The sequence below is a fragment of the Ideonella lacteola genome, assembly GCF_038066555.1.
Classification (GTDB): domain Bacteria; phylum Pseudomonadota; class Gammaproteobacteria; order Burkholderiales; family Burkholderiaceae_C; genus Ideonella; species Ideonella lacteola.
On the sequence record NZ_JBBUTG010000005.1, the window covers coordinates 37,533 to 51,519 of the forward strand.

A 13,987-nucleotide genomic window follows, 5' to 3' on the forward strand; every position below is an offset into this window, starting at 1 on the left:
GTGGATATCGCGTGAGGTGTCTGTCGACGTTCAGTTGGCAGCCAGGCCGACCGCCGCGGCCGGCAGGCCCGAGACCATGGGCATCGCCGCCAACGAGCCGTCGTACCGGACCTTGAACGACGAGATGGTCAACGTCTTGGCATTGAGGACGTAAAGGTGCTTGCCGTCCCACGCAGCCGCCACGTCGATGGGCGCCGAGCCCGCGCCGGTCTCGCCGGCCACGGCCTGCATCAAGGTGAGCGTGCCATCGGGCGCGACGCGGTAGCTGCTCACGTTGCTGCTGGCCGTGTTGGTCACATACGCATGCTGCCCCATTGGTGTGAACGCCACCCAGCAGGCGGCCCCCTGAAAGTCGGCCACCGCGGCGCTCACCAGCTTGGGCATGGCCGGTGCTTTCTCGTTGAAGCGGTACGAGCTCACGGTGCTGGCACCGGGGGCGCCGCCCACCGCCTCGGTCACCACCAGGCGGTTGCGCGCATTGAAGGCGAAGCCGAATGGCGTTTGGCCGGCCGACGCGGTGAATTGCGGCGCACGCAGGCTGCCGTCCGGATTGACCCGATAGCTGGTCAAGGTGTTCGTGGCCTTCTCCGTCACGACGAGCGCGTCACCGTCGGCATTGAAGCCGACCTGTGCCGGGCCGGCCGTGCCTGCGACGGACAAGCCACGTTGGCTTCCCGGCACCGGCTTCAACACACCGTAGTCGTTGCGGAAGCCGGCCACGTTGCCGTCACCGCCGCCGTTCAGCACGAACACCAGTCCGTCGTACTCGGTCACGCTGATCGGTTGCGTGCCGCCCGAGGGCACTGTCGACATCAGCTGCAGCCCGGCGCCGGCCAGCTTGAAAGTCGACACCGTGTGGTCGCCCGCGTTCACGACGAACACGAAACGTCCATCCCGGCTCAGCGTCACGGCCCCTTGAGAGCCCAGGCCCGCACCCGTGCCCTTGCCACCCGTCGCGGCCTGGGCGGCCAGCGCCAGGCCGCCTTCCGCGGTGCGGCCGTAGACCAGCAGTGAATTGCCCTGGGTGTCGTTGCTGCTGGTGAAAACCTTGTCCGAGCGCAGCCCCTCTGCGGTGATGGGCCCGGCGGCCCAGGCAGCGGGTGCAGCCAGGGCGGTCAACCCGGCCAAGGCCAGCGTAGCGAGGGTGTGACGGCGATTGATGCTCATGCGTGTTCTCCTGGATGTTCATGAAACGGTGGTGCCGTGCGGACCGGGCTGTCATGGCCACGTCCGCCGGTGAGCCCAGTGTTGGGCGCCACCGGTCCCGATGTCCTCACGCAGAGTTCAACGATTCGTGAAGGTCACTCAAGCAAAAGCGGAACACCGCGCCCTCGCCCACGGCGGGCATCAAGCGGATGTCGCTGCCGTGCAGCTGCAAGATGCGCCGCACGATCACCAGGCCCAGTCCACCCGAGCCTTCCCGCCCGCGCGCGGACAGCAAGGGGCGCGTGAACAACGCAGGCTGCATGGCCTGCGGAATGCCGGGGCCGCTGTCGCGCACCTGCACCTCCACCCCGCGCCGGCCGGCGCTCCGCAGGCGGACACAGATCGAACCACCCGGCGGCGTGTGCCGGATCGCGTTGTCCAGCAGGTTGGCGAGCACCCGTTCAATGAGGCCGAGATCGGCGTGAACCACCGGCAACTCGGGCGCGATGTCGGCCACCAGATGCTGGCGCCGCGCCTCGGCGGCCAGCTCGAATTTCTGGAACACATCCTGGACGAGATCCGCCAGCGAGAAGCGCTCACGGTGCGGCTTGACCACCCCGTGTTCCAGCCGCGCCAGCTCAAACAGCTCCTGCGCCAGCCGCCCCACCTTCTCACTTTGGCTTAGCGCCACGTCGAGGTAGCGCAATCGATCGGCCTGGCTCAGCGCCTCGGATTTGACGCGCAGTGTTTCGAGGTAGCCGTGCAAAGAGGTCAAGGGCGTGCGCAGGTCATGCGAGATGTTCGCCACGAGCTCACGCCGTTGCTGGTCTTGCGCATTCAGCTCGCGCCATTGCTCTGCGATGCGCCGCCTCAGGCGGGCAAAGGCCCGATCCAGACTGGCGATCTCGTCGTGGGCGGGAGGGTGCGCGTCTGCGGGCCCCATCGCCAGCGCCTCATCGAGCACGGTCGAGTCGTCCGGGTCGAACTGGTTGACCTGCTCGGTCAAGCGCCGCAGTGGCCGCGTGATCCAGGCAAAGGCGGCCAACCCGACCAGCAAGCACAGCAACGCGGCCAGCGCCATCGTGGCCCCGGTGGCCTGCAGCGCGGCATCCAGGGCGGCATCGCGGGACAAGGCATCGTAGGCCTCGCCCAGCAGCACCACATAGACGTAGCCGGCCTCGCGCCCATTCAAACGAACCGGCGCGGCGCTGAACACCTTCTGGCCCGCCTCGTCGCGTGGGTCGTCACCCAGAATCGGCGGCGGCTCGCCGGCCACCAGGCGCTGCACCGGCCCCAAGTCGACGCGGCCCCGCTTCAGGTGCCCGGGCGGTGCGGCCTCGGCCAGCACGCGACCATCCAGGCCCAGCAGATAAACCTCGACGCTCGGGTTGACCTCCATCAGCCGGTGAAACAGCGCTTCGACCGCCGTGGCGTTGACGCTGCCATCCGGCGACATCAGCGTGAAGTGATCGGCGATGTTCTGAGCCAGGCCCAGAGACAAACGCTGCGCCACATCGCGCTCATGGCGCCATGCGCTGCGCACCTGCAATGCAATGCCGACGGAACAGCAGGTGAGCAACAGCGCCGCCAGCACCGCCGACAGGCGATGCGACAGCGACCCGGCCCTCATGCCGGCACCCCGGCTGACGCCGCCGCTGCCGGGGCCAACTTGTAGCCCCGCCCCCAGACGGTGAGGATGCGGCTGGGCTGCGCGGGATCGCTCTCGATCTTCAATCGCAGGCGATTGATGTGGGTGTTGACGGTGTGTTCGTAGCCATCGTGCTTGTAGCCCCAGACCTGGTTGAGCAGTTCGAGGCGGGAAAAAACCTGGCCCGGGTGGCGCGCAAAGAAGTACAGCAGGTCGAACTCGCGGGGCGTGAGGTCGATGGGGGCATCGCCCAGCCACACCTCGCGCGCCATGGGGTCAATCTGCAGATCGGCGATGGCCACGGTGCCGGCATCGAGCCGTGCGTGGCGCGCCATGGCGTCTGAGCGACGGATCAGGGCCCGCACCCGGGCCACCAACTCGAGCACCGAAAAGGGTTTGGCGAGGTAGTCGTCCGCCCCCAGTTCCAGCCCCAGGATGCGATGGACTTCGCTGGAGCGCGCACTCGTCACGATGATCGGCGTGTAGCGCACCATCGCCCGGGCGCGCTTGCAAATCTCCAGGCCGTCCACGCCGGGCAGCATGAGGTCAAGCACCAGGGCGTCCCAATGCTCGCGCTCGAGCAGCGACGCACCCAGCGAGCCGTCCGCGGCCAGCACGACCTGGAACCCCTCGTCGCCCAGATGCAGGCCGATCAACTCGGCGATGTGCGGGTCATCTTCGACGATCAGGACGCGGCGGGCGGCAGGCATGGGCATGTCGGGTGAGACGGCGTGCCGATGGTGCTTCAGCGATGGCCGCTGAGGTGTCACCGTTCCGTGAACTCTTCGAACGCACGGCACGAACCGACTCAGTCGTGCAGGCCGGGTCTGTCCTTACACCCAAGCCGGAGGTTTCAGCCCCCAACTCGCGTCCAGGCTCATCACGGGCTGGTCGCGACGTCATCACCTGCGCCGGTTGCCCCAGGCCGCGGGGCGGCGAAGGCCCGCCCTCAGTCGGCGCTGACCGTCCGGTCGGCGGCCCAATCGCGCAACTCGGCGATCGCCTCGGCGCGGGTCACCGACAGGGGCCGAGTGCGAAGCAGTTCGCGCATCACCGCCTCGGGTTGCGGGGGTTCGCCGCGGGCGTGAGATTCGTAGCGCGCGGCGACGACGGCGGCCTCGATCTCGGCGCCCGAGAAGCCTTCGCTGTGCTCGACCAGGGGCGCGATGCCGGCATCGTCAGCCTCGATGCGGTGCTTTTGCAGGTGGATGCTGAAGATGCTGTGGCGCACTTCGGCCGACGGCAGGTCGACGAAGAAGATCTCGTCGAAGCGGCCCTTTCGCATCAGCTCGGGCGGCAAACCCTCGATGTCGTTCGCGGTGGCCACCAGGAACACGCTCGAGTCGCGCTCGGCCATCCAGGTGAGCAGTGAGCCGAGCATGCGTTTGCCGGCGCCGGTGTCACCGTCGCCCTGCCCGCCCGCGAGGCCTTTCTCGATCTCGTCCATCCACAGCACGCAGGGCGACATCGCATCGGCCACTTTCAGGGCCTCGCGCAGCTTGCGTTCGCTTTCGCCCTGGTACTTGTCGAACAACGCACCGAAATCCATGCGGAACAGCGGCACCTGCCAGGCCGAGGCGATCGCCTTGGCCGCCAGGCTCTTGCCCGCGCCCTGCACGCCCAGCAACAGCACGCCTCGCGGCGCCGGCAGGCCGGCGGCTTCGGGGTCGAGGAAGGGCTCGCGGCGCAACAGCAGCCAGCGTTTGAGGGCCTTCATGCCCGCCACCTCTTCCATCGCGGGCAGCTTCTGCTCGAACACCAGCAGTTCGGCAGCGCCCAGCGTTTCCTGCTTGGCCGACAGCACCCGGGCCAGGTCGGCCGTGCAGATCACGCCGTCGGTGAGGGTCAGCCGCACGAGGTGGCGCACCGATGGCTCGGGCAGCCCCACCATGTGGCGCATCAGTGAATCGAGCGTCTTGCGGCAGCCGCTGATGCCGCCATGGCGATCCAGCTCTTCCTTGAAGAGCTTGCGGACCATGTCGATGGTCATGGGCTCGACCTCGAAGCGGCTGGTGAACGGCACCAGCTCGGCCGGCAGCTCGATGTCGTGCCCCACGAACACGATCTGCTGGCCCTTGCCTTCGCTCTTGAGCGCAATCTCTTTCATCGCCCGCGTGATCAGCGGGTTGCTCAGGTAGGGGTGCACGTCGAGAAAGATGACCAAAGCGCCGCCGGGCAGGCGGTCGGTCGCCTGCAGGGCCTCGGGCAACTGTTTCGTATCGGCAGCGTCGATGCTCGCACTGCCGCCAAACTCCGTCAGCGACACCTTCAGGCCATGAGCCACCTTGAGCCCCCGGCTGGCCGACCACGTCCAGATCTCGCGCTGGCTGCGCGCGGCGATGCGCTCGAACAGCGACAGCACCCGCTTCTCCTCGTGGGTCTCGATCATCACGATCGGCGTCTTGGTGTTGAGCAGTGCGAACAGCTCGTCGGCTTCCTGGAACTGGGACATGAGGACCGTGAACAGAGGTGATGGGCGGCGGCTGCACGATTGTGCGATACCTCCGCGCTCGGGCACCGCTTCACCGGTCGCCACCGCGACAGGCGTCACGGGCGTTGGTCTCGGCAGCACGCCGCCAGAGCGCGGCCGCAGTCGCCTACACTGCGCTCCCCACGCGCGTGTACGCGCGACGCCCCGGGGCCGGCACTGGCCCCCCTTTCCTCGTTTCTGGTTCTCGAATGATCACCCTGCGCAACGTCACGCTCCGGCGCGGCACCAAGGTCGTGCTGGACAGCGCTTCCGTCACACTCAACCCCGGCGAAAAGATCGGCCTGGTGGGGCGCAACGGCGCCGGCAAATCGAGCCTGTTCGCGCTGCTGGCGGGCCGGCTGGGTGCCGACGCGGGTGATTTCGAGATCCCGCCTCGCTGGCGCATGGGCGAAGTGGCGCAGCACATGCCCGAGGTGGATACACCGGCCACCGAGTTCGTGCTGCAAGGCGACATCCCGCTGATGGAGGCGCAAGCCGAGCTGGCCGCCGCCGAAGCGGCCGACGATGGCGAAGCCATGGCCCACGCCCACCTGGCCCTGGAAGAGGCCGGTGCGTTCGACGCCCGCGCCCGCGCCCAGACGCTGCTGCTGGGCCTGGGCTTCCGGCGCGAGCAACTCGAAGCCCCGGTGAACAGCTTCTCGGGCGGCTGGCGCATGCGCCTGCAACTGGCCCGCGCGCTGATGTGTCCGGCCGACCTGATGCTGCTGGACGAGCCCACCAACCACCTGGACCTGGACGCCCTCGTCTGGCTGGAAGGCTGGCTGCAGCGCTACAGCGGCACGCTGCTGGTGATCAGCCACGATCGCGAGTTCCTCGATGCGATCACCGGCGTCACGCTGCATCTTGATGACGCCAAGCTGACCCGTTATGGCGGCAACTACACCACCTTCGAGGAAATGCGGGCCGAGCGACTGTCGCAGCAGGCTGCCGCCTTCGCCAAGCAGCAGGATCGCATCGCCCACCTGCAGCGCTTCATCGACCGCTTCAAGGCCAAGGCCAGCAAGGCCAAGCAGGCACAAAGCCGCGTGAAGGCGCTGGACCGGATGGAGCGGCTCGCGCCGGTGCTGACGGCCAGCGACTTCAGCTTCGAGTTCCGTGAGCCACAAAGCCTGCCCAATCCGATGCTGGCCATGAGCGACGTCGTGTGCGGCTACTTGGTGCCCCGCGACGGCGACGAGCCCGGTGAGGCGGCCACGCTGGTGCCCAAGCCGATCGTCCACCACATCAACCGCACGGTTCTGGCAGGGCAACGCATCGGCGTGCTGGGCGCCAACGGCCAGGGCAAGTCGACCTTCGTGAAGACCATCGCCCGCGAAAACCCGGCGCTGGGTGGCACGGTGACCGAGGGCAAGGGCCTGTCGATCGGCTACTTCGCTCAGCAGGAGATGGATCTGCTGCATGCCGACGACACGCCGCTGCAGCACATGGTGCGCCTGGCGCGCACCGTCGGGCCCGACGCGCGTGAGCAGGAACTGCGCGACTTCCTCGGTCAGTTCCGCTTCGTGGGGGACATGGTCAACCAGTCCATCGGCACCCTCTCAGGCGGCGAGAAGGCCCGGCTGGTGCTCGGCTCGCTGGTCTGGCAGCGCCCCAACCTGCTGCTGCTGGACGAGCCGACCAACCACCTGGATCTCACCACTCGCGAAGCGCTGTCGATGGCGCTGAACGAATTCGAGGGCTCGGTGATGCTCGTCAGCCACGACCGGGCGTTGTTGCGAGAAGTGTGTGACGAGTTCTGGCTCGTCGCGGACGGCGCCTTGAAGCCCTTCGACGGCGATCTGGACGACTACCAGCGCTGGTTGCTCGAGCGCAGCCGCGAGGCCGCCCGCGCCCTCTCGGGCAAGTCGGCGCCGACATCGGCGTCGTCGGCACCCGCAGCCGCCCCGACACCCGCCGCAGCCTCGGCGGCGGCCAAGGCTGCGCCCGTGGCACCAGCGCCCGCGCCGGTCGCCCCTCGAGACGATCGCAAGGCGGCCGCGCAGGCACGCGCCAAGCTGGCCGACAAGACGCGGCCCTTGCGCAATGAGGTGGCGCAGATCGACAAAAAGCTGGAGAAGCTGGGCAGCGAAAAGGCCGACGTGGAGGCCCAACTGGCCACCCCGGGCCTGTCTGGCGACCAGTTCGCCGAACTGGGCCGCCGCCTGGCCCATGTGCAGGCCGAACTGGCGATGCTCGAAGAGCGCTGGCTGGAACTTCAGACCGAGATCGAGGCCATCACTGCCGCGGGCTGAGGCGCCTTCAGGCTCGAAGGCGCTCGAAGTCCATCTCCCAGTTGGTTTCCCAGGTTTGGCCACCATCGGTGGAGAAGGCCTGTTCCCAACGCGGCCGCTCGCTGCGCACCCGAAGCCACAGGAAACGCACCCGGATCGGGCGCCCCTGGAAGGTGTCATCGGCGTAGAACACACCATCGCCGCCTTCGAATCGGCCCACCATGGGGACATCGATCTGGCCCGGGTGGCGCGCATCCAGCCACCAGATCGACCATTGCCGGCGGGCCGGATCCCAGCATCGCAGGGTCGAGGCGCGGTATCGGCCGGCAGGCAGGTCGAGCACGTTGTCATCGACATTGCCCTGCCCGCCCATCAAGGGCTGCATGTGGCTCACCCCTTCGAACAGATCCCACTCGGTGCAGCCGGCCAGGCGCTCGCGCAAGCGCCGATGGTGCACGCGCCAATGGCCGAACAGCGGGTCGAAATCGTGGCACTGGTCTTCGTGCGGGCGGGTCAGGTCATCGATCGTGAGCATGCAGGTCTCCTGGGTTGGAACATGGCCTTCGGTGGCCGCGATAACAGGGGTTGAGGCGCTCCATCAGGGGCGCCAGGCTGGGCGTGAGGCGCACGCTCAACGGCGTGCAGATCGGGCGGTCGGTGTGAGCCGCCACGCCTGCGGCTGCGATCGCAGCCATTGCGTGAGCCCCGGCAGCTCGGGCGCTTGGGCCGGGGTGCCGCTGCCGTCGTGCCAGGCCGCCAGCATCACCAGCACCGGGCCATCCGTGCGCACGGGCAGGCGCGGAAAGTTGTTCGCGGCTGGTTCGGTCTCGAACAGCGCCATTTCCTGGGCACCGGTCGAGCGCCAGGCCGGCACCGCCTGCTCGGCCACCCAGTGCCGCAAAGCTTCATCGGCGGGCGTTCGCAGCGGGGCCACCCAGACCAGCCAATCCCTGGCCCCAGCTCCTGATTGACGCGAGCCGGCCGCCACGGCCGCTTCCCAACCCGGGCAAGGCTTCAGCAGCAACACGTCGTCCGAATCGATCATCGTCGCGTTGGCCGCATCACGGTAGGTGCGCCACGCGGGCCCGGTGTAGAACTGCTCGAGTGCCCGCGCACGGGCTGGCATGTCGGCAAAGCTGCGCAGCCAGGTGAAGCGATCGGAATCGCCCGGTTCGGCAAACAGGCCCTGCAGGCGGATGCCCGCGGCCTCCTGCGTCTCGACGAACTCGCGCTCGAACAGTGCGATCAGCTCATTGCGCCGCCCAGGGTGAAGGCGGTAGCGGCGCAGCTCTATGACGGTGTGGGGGGTGTCCATGGCGACATCATTTGCCGCCATGCCTGACACCGAATGTCAGCTTTTACGGGCCGGCTGCGATATCGCGGTGGCCGGCGACGTGTGCAGCTCAGCCTTCGCTTGGCGCCCGGCTGTGCACGTTGTTCGCGGTCACCAGCACATTCAGCATCCGAAGGAACTCGGCGCGTTCTGAAGGCGGCAGCGGTGCCAGCATGCGCTCTTGGGCACGCCGCATCGCGGGCACCACCTCGGTCAAGACGGCATGGCCCGCATGGGTGAGCGACAGCAACCGCACGCGGCGGTCGCTCGGATCGAGGTTGCGCTGCACCAGGCCACGCGCTTCCAGCCGATCAATCACGCTGGCGATGGTCGAGGTGTCGAAGCCGATCGAGCGGGCCAGCGAGCGCTGGTCCACACCGGGCGCGTTGGCCAGCGCCTGCATGGTGGCGTACTGAACCGGGGTGACGCCGTGCGGCTCGGCCTCTTGGAGAAAGATCGCCACCGCGATCTGCTGAAGACGGCGGATGGCATGGCCAGGAAGGCTGTCCAGCGGGATCGACTCGGCCGCATCGCGGCTCTTGTTCTGGGAATCTGGCATGGCGACAGGCGGCGACGAGCGCGGCGGATGCTATCACCGCCGTCTGCTGGTGCCATGGGCCGTGACGCCGCTGCGCTCACCCTATCGATATATACGCTTGTATATTCCGATTGATCAAGTGAAGCTTCCCATAATGGCAATAGAGCTCATCCAGGCTGCATATACTGCCGCACATTCCGAATGCTTCCGCGCCATTGCGCCAGCGCCTCATGAGCCTCGCCCTCTTGCCCCAGCGGCTGCGCCGCATGCTCGTCGCTGGCGCTTCCATCGCTCTGGCGGGCGCCTGCCCGGCGGCGGAGTTGACGGTGTCAGCGGCTTCGAGCCTCACCAACGCCTTCCGCGAGCTGGGCCCCGTGTTCGAGCGGGCGCATCCGGGTCTGCAGGTGCTGTTCAATTTCGGAGCTTCCGGCACGCTGCTGCAGCAGGCCGCGAAAGGCGCACCGGTGGATGTGTTGGCCACCGCCGACCCCGAAACGATGGACAGCGCGCAGGCCCAAGGGCTGATCAAGGCGGCTGATCGGCGCTTTTTCGCGTCGAACAGCCTGGTCGTCATCGTGCCGAAAGCGGCCAGCCGCGCCCCCGCGTCCGTGCGCGACCTGACGCAGCCCGCTTACGCGCGCATCGCGATCGGGGTGCCCGGCAGCGTGCCGGTGGGCCGCTACACCCAGTCGGCCCTCCAGGCCGCGGGCGTCTGGGGCGCGATCGAGCCGAAGATGATCGGCGCTCAGAACGTGCGGCAGGCGTTGGACTACGTGGCTCGCGCCGAGGTGGATGCGGGCTTCGTCTACGCCACCGACGCCGCCTTGATGCCCGAGAAGGTGACGGTCGCCTTCACCGTGCCCACCACCGAGCCGGTGCGCTACCCCGCTGCCGCGTTGGCCAAGAGCACACAGGCCGAAGCGGCACGGCAGTTTGTCGAGTTTCTCGTGAGCCCGCCGGCCCAGGCCGTGCTGGGCCGACACGGATTCGGCCAGCCCTGAAGATGGGCCGCAGATGGAAGGCGCCTGGATCCCGTTGTGGCTGACGCTCAAGGTGGCGGGTTGCGCCACCGCGCTGAACCTCGTCGCGGGTGTCGGGCTCGGCTGGGCGATGGCGCGCAGCCGCTTTCCCGGGCGCGATCTGCTGGACGCGCTTTTCACACTGCCCATGGTGATGCCCCCCACCGTGCTGGGCTATTACCTCCTGGTGCTCATCGGCACCCAGGGCCCGATCGGTGGCTGGCTGCTGCAGCACTTCGGCATCCGGCTGATCTTCACCTGGCAGGCGGCGGTGCTCGCGGCGGCGCTCGTCGCCTTTCCGCTGGTGTTCAAGGCAGCGCGGGCTGCGTTCGAGACGGTCGACCCCCAACTCGAACAGGCCGCACGCACGCTGGGCCTGGGCGAAGCCGCCGTGTTCTTCCGCGTGTCGCTGCCCATGGCGTGGCGCGGCGTGCTGTCCGGGCTGCTGCTCTCATTCGCGCGCGCCATGGGTGAATTCGGCGCTACGTTGATGGTGGCCGGCAGCATCCCCGGCCGCACCCAGACACTGTCCATCGCGGTGTACGAGGCGGTGCAGGCCGGGCAGGACGACGTGGCGCTCTTTCTGGTGGCCATCACCTCGCTGACCAGCATCGCTGTGTTGCTCGCCGCGGGGCGCCTGCTGCCCGGGCGCGTGGCGGCCGCGGCCTGATGATGTCGATGACCTGGGACCTGGCGCTCACCAAGACGCTGCAACAGGGCGCGGCCAGCTTCCGGCTGGATGTGCGCTTCGCGAGCCCGGGCCGTCGCGTGGTGTTGTTCGGCCCCTCGGGTGCCGGCAAGACCCAGACATTGCGCCTGATCGCGGGCATCAGCCGTCCCGACGAGGGCCACGTTCGTGTGGCGGGGCGGACTCTGTTCGACCAGGCCCAGCGGGTGAACCTGCCGGCGCGCGAGCGTCGTCTCGGCCTGGTGTTCCAGGACTACGCGCTGTTCCCGCACCTCACGGTTCGACAGAACATCGCCTTCGCCAAGCGCCGCGGCTGGCTGAACCCCACCCGCACATGGCACGACGAAGCGGCCGAACGCTGGATGCGTGACTTCCAGCTGGAGGCGGTGGCCGGCCTGTACCCGGCCCAGCTCTCCGGCGGCCAAAGGCAACGCACCGCGCTGGCCCGGGCGCTGGTGCACGATCCGGCCGCGCTGCTGCTGGACGAACCCTTCGCCGCGCTCGACCAACGCCTTCGCGCGCGACTGCGCGACGAGCTGGCCGAGCTGCTGGCGCGGGTGAACCTGCCCATGCTGCTGATCACCCACGACGAGAGTGACCTGCTGGCCCTCGCCGATGAGGTGGTGCACTTGAGCGATGGCACCGTCACCCAGGTGCAGGCCGTTCACGAGCAGCGCCGTGCCGCACTCGGGGATGGGGCCCACCGCACGGAGCAGCCAACCACAGGCGCCGCCTCATGACCACCCGCTCGCCAAGCCGCCGACGCGCCACGATGCCCCCCCGACGACGCACCACGACCCGCCTCGGGCTGGACGGTGCGGTGTGGCTCACCGCGGGCGATGCGCAACTCGCCGGCGAGGTGCGGATGGGGCTGCTGCGCGCCCTGGCCGATCAAGGCTCAATCACCCAGGCGGCGAAGGCCTACGGCATGAGCTACAAGGCCGCGTGGGATGCGATCGATCAGATGAACACCTTGGCCGGCGAGCCGCTGGTCGAGCGCAGTACCGGGGGCCGCGGTGGCGGTTCATCTCGCCTGACGGCGCATGGCCAACGCCTGGTGGAGCGCTACGGGCAGATCGACGCAGCCCATCGCCGCTTCCTGCAGTTGCTCGATGGCGCGTCGATCGATCTGGACCGCGAGTTCTCCCTGCTGAATGTCGTCAACATGAAAACCAGCGCGCGCAACCAGTTTGTCGGCACCGTCACCGCGGTGCGGGCCGGTGCCGTCAACGATGAAGTCGAGCTCACCTTGTCGGGCGACACCCGCATCGTGGCCACCGTGACGCGTGACAGCAGCCAATCGCTCGGCCTGCGTCCGCACATGATCGCGATGGCGCTGGTCAAGGCCTCGTCGGTGATGCTGGCCACCGGCCTGGAAGACGCCCGCGTCTCCGCACGCAACCAACTCAGCGGCACCGTGGCGAGCGTCACGCCCGGCGCGGTGAACGCCGAAGTGCTGTTGGACATCGCCGGCGGGCTGCAGATCGCAGCCATCGTCACCCAAGGCAGCAGCCAATCGCTGGGCCTGCAGCCCGGCAGCCGCGCCACCGCCCTGTTTGATGCGTCGAGTGTGATCCTGGCCGTCACGGTGTGAAGCCCTGGCCCTGCCATGCCGGGGCAGGCGCAACGGTTTCCGGGGCACGCTTCGTCAATAGTGCGGCGGCAGTTCGTCGCGCAGGCTGCGCACGGTGCCGGCGCTCTCGCTCGGCAATTGGCTGCGCAGGTGGCGCACCTCGCGCAACAGCAGGTCGATCTGCTGCTGCTGCCGCACGATCGCCTGGTTCAGGTGGTCGACCAGGTCTTCGGTGTAGCTCGCCTTGATCTCCAGGTCGGTCAGGCGGCGGTCGACGTCGGCGGGGGTCAGGGGGGCGTGGGCGTCGCTCATCGCGCTATTGTCGCCAGCGTGGGCGCACCCGGCAGCACATCCCCCAATTCAAGGCGCGCCAGCGCGAAAACGTCCCTAGTGCGATGGAGGGACGGCGTAGCGCGCGCCGCGTAGAGTGGGCCGCTCAGGAGGCGATCCATGCCCACCCCGCTCAAGCAGTATTCACCGCTCGATGTGATGCTCAGCCGGCCCGCGGCTGCGCACTTTCCGCAGCACCCGAGGCGCTTTCTTGCGCAGGGCGATTCGTGGTTCTCTTTCGGCTCGGTGAACCCGCTGGCCACCGGCAACCTGATGGACGGGATGGCGTTCGACGTGGACAGCTGCGTGGTCAACTGCGCGCACCCGGGCGATGTACTGAACCACATGGTCGACAAACGCCGCGAGCCGATGTTCGCCAATCTGTTGCTCGGGGCCCAAGCCTGGCGCTGGGATGCGATCCTGCTCTCCCCCGGCGGCAATGACCTGATCGATTTCATCCGCGTGCCCTCGCACGATGCCGACGGGCAACCGGTGCCGCCTTTCCTGCGCGCGCTGCTCACACCCGATGAACGCGGTGGCGATCCGCCGCTGGCGGCGTCTTATGTCAGCGAGCAGGGCTGGGACACCTTCGTGCAGCACATCGTGCCCCAGTTCCACGAGTTCGTCGCGATGCGCGACGCCGCCTCCAGCCAGAGCGCTGGTGTGCCGATCTTCGTGCACACCTACGACTTCATCACGCCCCGAGATGCCGGCGCGGGCGCCGGGGCCGGCCCCTGGCTGTATCCGGCACTGAGGGAATACGCCGTGCCCCAGGCGGTGTGGATTCCGTTGACGCGATTGTTTCTCGCGCGCCTGACCGCGCTGATGCGCAGCATGGCCCTGGCGCAGTTCCATGTGATCGACACGCAGGGCACCCTGGATCCGGCCGACCTGGGCAGCCAGGGCAACGACCACGATTGGGCCAACGAGATCCACCCCAACCCGGGTGGGTACCGCAAGCTCGGTGCCGTCTTTGCGCAAGGCATCGAAGCGCTGATGCCCTGACCTGCG

14 protein-coding genes are annotated in these 13,987 nt (G+C 68.3%); 6 read left to right on the forward strand and 8 right to left on the reverse strand.

Annotated features, from left to right (window positions below):
- Positions 1 to 30: 30 nt before the first annotated feature.
- The 4 genes from AACH06_RS10245 to AACH06_RS10260 form a co-directional block, all read right to left on the reverse strand.
- Positions 31 to 1,167 carry a lactonase family protein gene (locus tag AACH06_RS10245; protein WP_341425573.1) on the reverse strand — a complete coding sequence of 379 codons (1,137 nt, stop codon included), beginning with the start codon at positions 1,165 to 1,167 and terminating at the stop codon, positions 31 to 33.
- A gap of 106 nt (positions 1,168 to 1,273) precedes the next feature.
- The gene (locus tag AACH06_RS10250) at positions 1,274 to 2,776 is read right to left on the reverse strand and encodes a sensor histidine kinase (protein WP_341425574.1); all 1,503 of its coding nucleotides are present in this window, start codon (positions 2,774 to 2,776) and stop codon (positions 1,274 to 1,276) included.
- Positions 2,773 to 3,504 carry a winged helix-turn-helix domain-containing protein gene (locus AACH06_RS10255; protein ID WP_341425930.1) on the reverse strand — a complete coding sequence of 244 codons (732 nt, stop codon included), beginning with the start codon at positions 3,502 to 3,504 and terminating at the stop codon, positions 2,773 to 2,775. The genes AACH06_RS10250 and AACH06_RS10255 overlap by 4 nt, the downstream gene beginning before the upstream one ends.
- A 239-nt stretch (positions 3,505 to 3,743) precedes the next feature.
- A complete protein-coding gene (locus tag AACH06_RS10260; RefSeq protein ID WP_341425575.1) occupies positions 3,744 to 5,246 on the reverse strand; it encodes an AAA family ATPase in 1,503 nt (500 codons plus the stop codon).
- A gap of 227 nt (positions 5,247 to 5,473) precedes the next feature.
- Between AACH06_RS10260 and AACH06_RS10265 the strand changes: the two genes are divergently transcribed.
- The gene (locus tag AACH06_RS10265) at positions 5,474 to 7,516 is read left to right on the forward strand and encodes an ABC-F family ATP-binding cassette domain-containing protein (RefSeq protein ID WP_341425576.1); all 2,043 of its coding nucleotides are present in this window, start codon (positions 5,474 to 5,476) and stop codon (positions 7,514 to 7,516) included.
- A 7-nt stretch (positions 7,517 to 7,523) separates the two neighbouring features.
- On the opposite strand, the gene AACH06_RS10270 is transcribed toward AACH06_RS10265, so the two are convergent.
- The 3 genes from AACH06_RS10270 to AACH06_RS10280 form a co-directional block, all read right to left on the reverse strand.
- Entirely contained in the window at positions 7,524 to 8,030 is a 507-nt protein-coding gene (locus tag AACH06_RS10270) for a DUF1579 domain-containing protein (protein WP_341425577.1), read from the reverse strand.
- 96 nt (positions 8,031 to 8,126) lie between these two features.
- Positions 8,127 to 8,810, reverse strand: coding sequence for an NIPSNAP family protein (locus AACH06_RS10275; protein ID WP_341425578.1), 684 nt, complete (start codon positions 8,808 to 8,810; stop codon positions 8,127 to 8,129).
- A gap of 88 nt (positions 8,811 to 8,898) precedes the next feature.
- Positions 8,899 to 9,387, reverse strand: a complete 489-nt coding sequence (locus AACH06_RS10280; RefSeq protein WP_341425579.1) for a MarR family winged helix-turn-helix transcriptional regulator — start codon at positions 9,385 to 9,387, stop codon at positions 8,899 to 8,901.
- A gap of 209 nt (positions 9,388 to 9,596) precedes the next feature.
- On the opposite strand from AACH06_RS10280, the gene modA reads away from it, so the two are divergent.
- The 4 genes from modA to AACH06_RS10300 are packed head-to-tail and all read left to right on the forward strand — an operon-like array spanning position 9,597 to position 12,667.
- Positions 9,597 to 10,367: a molybdate ABC transporter substrate-binding protein gene (modA, locus tag AACH06_RS10285; protein ID WP_341425580.1), complete on the forward strand. Its 771-nt coding sequence runs from the start codon at positions 9,597 to 9,599 to the stop codon at positions 10,365 to 10,367.
- Between the two features lie 13 nt (positions 10,368 to 10,380).
- Positions 10,381 to 11,055: a molybdate ABC transporter permease subunit gene (gene modB, locus AACH06_RS10290; protein ID WP_341425581.1), complete on the forward strand. Its 675-nt coding sequence runs from the start codon at positions 10,381 to 10,383 to the stop codon at positions 11,053 to 11,055.
- Positions 11,056 to 11,063: 8 nt separating this feature from the next.
- Complete coding sequence (locus tag AACH06_RS10295) at positions 11,064 to 11,813, forward strand: sulfate/molybdate ABC transporter ATP-binding protein (protein WP_341425582.1); 750 nt, start codon at positions 11,064 to 11,066, stop codon at positions 11,811 to 11,813.
- Positions 11,810 to 12,667: a TOBE domain-containing protein gene (locus AACH06_RS10300; protein WP_423222009.1), complete on the forward strand. Its 858-nt coding sequence runs from the start codon at positions 11,810 to 11,812 to the stop codon at positions 12,665 to 12,667. Before AACH06_RS10295 ends, AACH06_RS10300 begins: the two co-directional genes overlap by 4 nt.
- Positions 12,668 to 12,721: 54 nt before the next feature.
- Here AACH06_RS10300 and AACH06_RS10305 read toward each other — a convergent pair whose 3' ends face one another.
- Positions 12,722 to 12,958: a SlyX family protein gene (locus tag AACH06_RS10305; RefSeq protein ID WP_341425584.1), complete on the reverse strand. Its 237-nt coding sequence runs from the start codon at positions 12,956 to 12,958 to the stop codon at positions 12,722 to 12,724.
- Between the two features lie 138 nt (positions 12,959 to 13,096).
- Between AACH06_RS10305 and AACH06_RS10310 the strand changes: the two genes are divergently transcribed.
- Positions 13,097 to 13,981: a hypothetical protein gene (locus AACH06_RS10310; RefSeq protein ID WP_341425585.1), complete on the forward strand. Its 885-nt coding sequence runs from the start codon at positions 13,097 to 13,099 to the stop codon at positions 13,979 to 13,981.
- Positions 13,982 to 13,987: the final 6 nt, after the last annotated feature.